General features: G+C 54.0%; 1 protein-coding gene. It reads left to right on the forward strand.

Translation table 11 applies throughout. From position 1 onward, the window contains the following. Window positions 1–313, forward strand: a 313-nt coding sequence (locus KVS69_RS19095; RefSeq protein WP_217539538.1) for a hypothetical protein, incomplete at its 5' end; no start/stop codon positions are given. Between the last annotated feature and the right edge of the window lie 28 nt (window positions 314–341).

The raw sequence follows: 341 nt of genomic DNA on the forward strand, positions 1-341 counted from the left end.
CATGGAGCCCATCGACGGTGGCGCTTCTGGCTTCTTCAACAGATCTCATTGCCGCTTCATGTTCCGATATGGCGCTTCACCTGATGAAGTGCTGGTCGACGTAGTGGAAGTGGATTGGCGTGTTGGCGTCCGGGGGTCCCATCACTATCGGGCAGATAGCCGTCATGAGAGTTGGAAGGACATCTCTGAATTTGCCCGTCGCTATGCGGCGTCGCAGCCATTCAAGTTCATCCTGTCATTCCAGTTCGGAACTCTTTATGCAGTCAGGGACGAGCATGGACTAAGGTTCGTAGGTCCAATGCCTGAAGGCTGAATTCCAACAAGGCGGTCAGATGGTGGAA

The organism is Stenotrophomonas sp. GbtcB23 (genome assembly GCF_019091045.1).
Lineage (GTDB): Bacteria > Pseudomonadota > Gammaproteobacteria > Xanthomonadales > Xanthomonadaceae > Stenotrophomonas > Stenotrophomonas rhizophila_A.